Source organism: Candidatus Nitrotoga sp. 1052 (assembly GCF_927312905.1).
Lineage (GTDB): Bacteria > Pseudomonadota > Gammaproteobacteria > Burkholderiales > Gallionellaceae > Nitrotoga.
This window is the reverse complement of sequence record NZ_CAKMHQ010000066.1, coordinates 1-3,328: the sequence shown is the minus strand read 5'-3', so window position 1 is coordinate 3,328 and position 3,328 is coordinate 1. Positions and strand designations below refer to the sequence as shown.

Genomic DNA, 3,328 nt, shown 5'->3' with positions numbered 1-3,328 from the left:
TTATACTCCCGCATATTTTGCACTCTATGTCGTGGGTGCACCAGTCTTTGCAATTTCATCATTTTCTTCCGCCAGCTCATCTCCGTCCAGATCAACCTGGCCTTCTCGAAACACGCGGCTGGCATAGATTTCTTCGGCTTCGATGGTCATCAAATCAATCTTGGTGAGATTTTTCTTGGCGCCGGCGAACAGGCGGTTGGCTTGGCGCATACGTGCGCGATCCAGTGCGTTGCGAATGGAACGGGCATTGGCGAAATGCTCCAGCTTCATCCGGAGCGGGATATATTCTGCGAATGCTTTTTCCGCTTCCGGGCTGAAGCGGTAATTTTGCGCTGCCAGCATTAGCTTTGCGATGATGAGTAATTCTTCTGCTGAGTAATCAGGAAAATCAATGTGATGCGCAATGCGCGAGCGCATGCCGGGATTGCTGTGGAAAAATTTATCCATCCGGTCTTTGTAACCGGCCAATATCACAACCAGGTCGTCACGATTGTTTTCCATTATCTGCAATAGAATTTCGATAGATTCAGCGCCATAATCCCGTTCGTTTTCAGGCTTGTATAGGTAATAGGCTTCATCTATAAATAATACGCCGCCCATTGCTTTTTTAATTACTTCTTTTGTCTTTGGTGCAGTGTGCCCGATGTATTGACCGACTAGATCATCGCGTGTGACTGATACTAAATGGCCTTCGCGCACATAACCCAGGCGATGCAGTATTTCCGCCATACGTAATGCGACCGTGGTTTTTCCGGTGCCGGGATTGCCGGTAAAGCTCATATGCAGCGTTGGTGAAACCGCCGACAGGTTGAGTTTCTTGCGAACGCGATCTACCAATAAGAGTGCTGCGGTTTCGCGGATGCGTGTCTTGACTGGCGACAGACCAATCAATTCGCGATCAAGTTTAGCCAGCACTTCCTGTATGTTAGAGTTGCGAAATTCGGCGTCCAGGTCAACCGGAGTGTCGTCGGGAAGGATGATATCTTTTGAAAGTTCGTTCATTTGTTTAACCTGTAAAGTCAATCGGCTGTTGAAAGTTTCCGCATTGTCCTCTGCGTATTATTGAATCAATTTATATTTGATTACAACGGCAACTAAAGAAGCAAATTCTTTATCGCCAAGTTCTAAGGAAGACTATTTACAGAACATTTCAACAGCCGGTTAAAAAACGGGTACAGCATATGCCATACCCGCAATTGCTTAGTACCGCTCGCCTTCCGGTTTTTCGGTTGCATAGGAATGGACGGTGTAGCGTATGCTACGACCTTCCGCTTCTTCTCGCACTAGCCTGAATCCAGGTTCGTTTTTAGGACGGTTAACGATATATGACATGGTTGGACTTTCTATTCCACGTGCTGAACTAAAAGCCATCACACGGATATAGTGATTAGGGAAAGTCTTACGGCAATTGTTGATCTCCATCAAAATTCCTGCGGGATCTTTTAGATCAAACATAGGGTTGCCGAACATTTCCCAATAGGTATTGCGCGGGTGCGGGTCGTCGGTGTATTCGACGGCTAGCGACCAGCCGGATTTCAGCGCATATTTGATTTGTGCTGTGATTTGTACATCAGTCAGCGGGGGCAGAAAAGAAAACTGCCCTTGCGTGATCTGATTTCCAGGATTGGTCATCATAATTGATTCTCCTTGATATTAATTAAACGCTGGTCGTGGCAGAAGGAACAAAGTCAGGGGTGTCGGTGGACTCGTAGTTGAAGCTAACATCTTTCCACGTATCCAACCCAGCTTTGAGCGGGGCGCACCACTTGGCTGCATCTTGCAAAATCTGCGGACCTTCGTTCCAGATGTCGCGACCTTCATTACGTGCCAGAACCATGACTTCCAGTGCCACGCGATTTGCTACCGCACCTGCCTGAATTCCTTGTGGATGTCCGATAGTACCGCCACCGAATTGCAGAACCACATCGTCGCCGAGATAGGTTAGCAGTTGGTGCATCTGACCTGCGTGGATACCACCGGACGCAACTGGCAAACACTTATTGAGTGAAGCCCAATCCTGTTCGAAGAACAGACCTTTCTCCAAATTCATAGGAGTGTGTGTATCGAGCAGCGTGTCATAGTAGCCTCTGATCATGAGCGGATCGCCTTCCAGCTTGCCCACGACAGTACCAGCATGGATGTGATCCACACCCGCCATACGCATCCACTTGCAAATAACGCGGAAGCTCATGCCGTGATTTTTTTGACGCGAGTAGGTCGAGTTACCCGCACGGTGCAAGTGCAGAATCATGTCGTTCTGACGTGCCCAAAGCGCCATAGATTGAATAGCAGTGTAGCCGATAACGAGGTCAATCATGATGATGACCGAACCTAGCGACTTGGCAAACTCAGCGCGCTTATACATTTCTTCCATTGTGCCAGCGGTAACATTAAGATAATGTCCCTTGACTTCACCGGTTGCAGCAGAAGCTTTGTTCACGGCCTCCATGCAATACAGGAAACGGTCACGCCAGTGCATGAAAGGCTGTGAATTGATGTTCTCGTCGTCTTTCACGAAATCCAAGCCCCCTTTTAGGGCTTCATACACTACGCGTCCATAGTTACGGCCGGAAAGACCGAGCTTAGGTTTGGTAGTTGCACCCAGCAGAGGACGACCAAATTTGTCCAAACGCTCACGCTCGACGATGACGCCGGTGGCGGGACCTTGGAATGTTTTGAGATAAGCAACCGGGATACGCATATCTTCGAGGCGTAACGCCTTGACTGCTTTCATACCAAACACGTTACCGATAATGGAAGCAGTCAGGTTGGCAATCGAACCCCCTTCGAACAAATCCAATTCATAAGAGATGTAAACAAAGTACTGAGCTTCAGTTTTGGTGCCTTCGCCTGTGTTAGGGACTAGGTCACAACGGTAAGCTTTAGCGCGATACATTTCGCACGCGGTCAAACGGTCAGTCCACACCACCGTCCATGTGGCAGTGGAAGATTCGCCTGCCACCGCAGCGGCAACTTCTTCTGGATCCATACCTGGTTGAGGTGTCATGCGGAACATGGCGAGTACATCTGTTTCTTTGACCTTGTAATCAGGCTCCCAATAGCCCATTTTCTTATAGGGTATAACGCCAGGTTTGTAGCGTTCCTTACCTTCTTTCATCGTTTCTGATGCCATGGTTATCTCCAATTATTGAAAAAACCGCACCGCGCCCGCCTGTGTAAGCTGGCGGGCAATACTCATTACGATTAATGGGTATTTGTTTCAGCGCGTGGGATGCACAGTACCTAATATAATCCATAAATAATAGTCAATTATATTGATGCTAGCTATAAGTATTGATTATAATTAAACGATGTTACATTTAACCAT

General features: G+C 47.8%; 3 protein-coding genes. All 3 read right to left on the bottom strand.

All coding sequences use genetic code 11. The features are described from left to right. Nucleotides 1-24 precede the first annotated feature (24 nt). The 3 genes from cbbX to MJ768_RS12640 all read right to left on the bottom strand — a co-directional run bounded on the left by cbbX (nt 25) and on the right by MJ768_RS12640 (nt 3,133). Nucleotides 25-1,002, bottom strand: coding sequence for a CbbX protein (gene cbbX, locus MJ768_RS12650; RefSeq protein ID WP_239292245.1), 978 nt, complete (start codon nt 1,000-1,002; stop codon nt 25-27). Between the two features lie 198 nt (nt 1,003-1,200). Next, complete coding sequence (locus MJ768_RS12645) at nt 1,201-1,635, bottom strand: ribulose bisphosphate carboxylase small subunit (protein WP_239292244.1); 435 nt, start codon at nt 1,633-1,635, stop codon at nt 1,201-1,203. Between the two features lie 22 nt (nt 1,636-1,657). Continuing rightward, nucleotides 1,658-3,133, bottom strand: a complete 1,476-nt coding sequence (locus MJ768_RS12640) for a ribulose-bisphosphate carboxylase large subunit (RefSeq protein WP_239292243.1) — start codon at nt 3,131-3,133, stop codon at nt 1,658-1,660. Nucleotides 3,134-3,328 lie beyond the last annotated feature (195 nt).

Excerpts from the sequence above, each read along its gene's own strand:
- MJ768_RS12645 (WP_239292244.1), bottom strand. The coding sequence starts at position 1,635 with ATGATGACCAATCCTGGAAATCAGATCACGCAAGGGCAGTTTTCTTTT.
- cbbX (WP_239292245.1), bottom strand. The coding sequence starts at position 1,002 with ATGAACGAACTTTCAAAAGATATCATCCTTCCCGACGACACTCCGGTT.
- MJ768_RS12640 (WP_239292243.1), bottom strand. The coding sequence starts at position 3,133 with ATGGCATCAGAAACGATGAAAGAAGGTAAGGAACGCTACAAACCTGGC.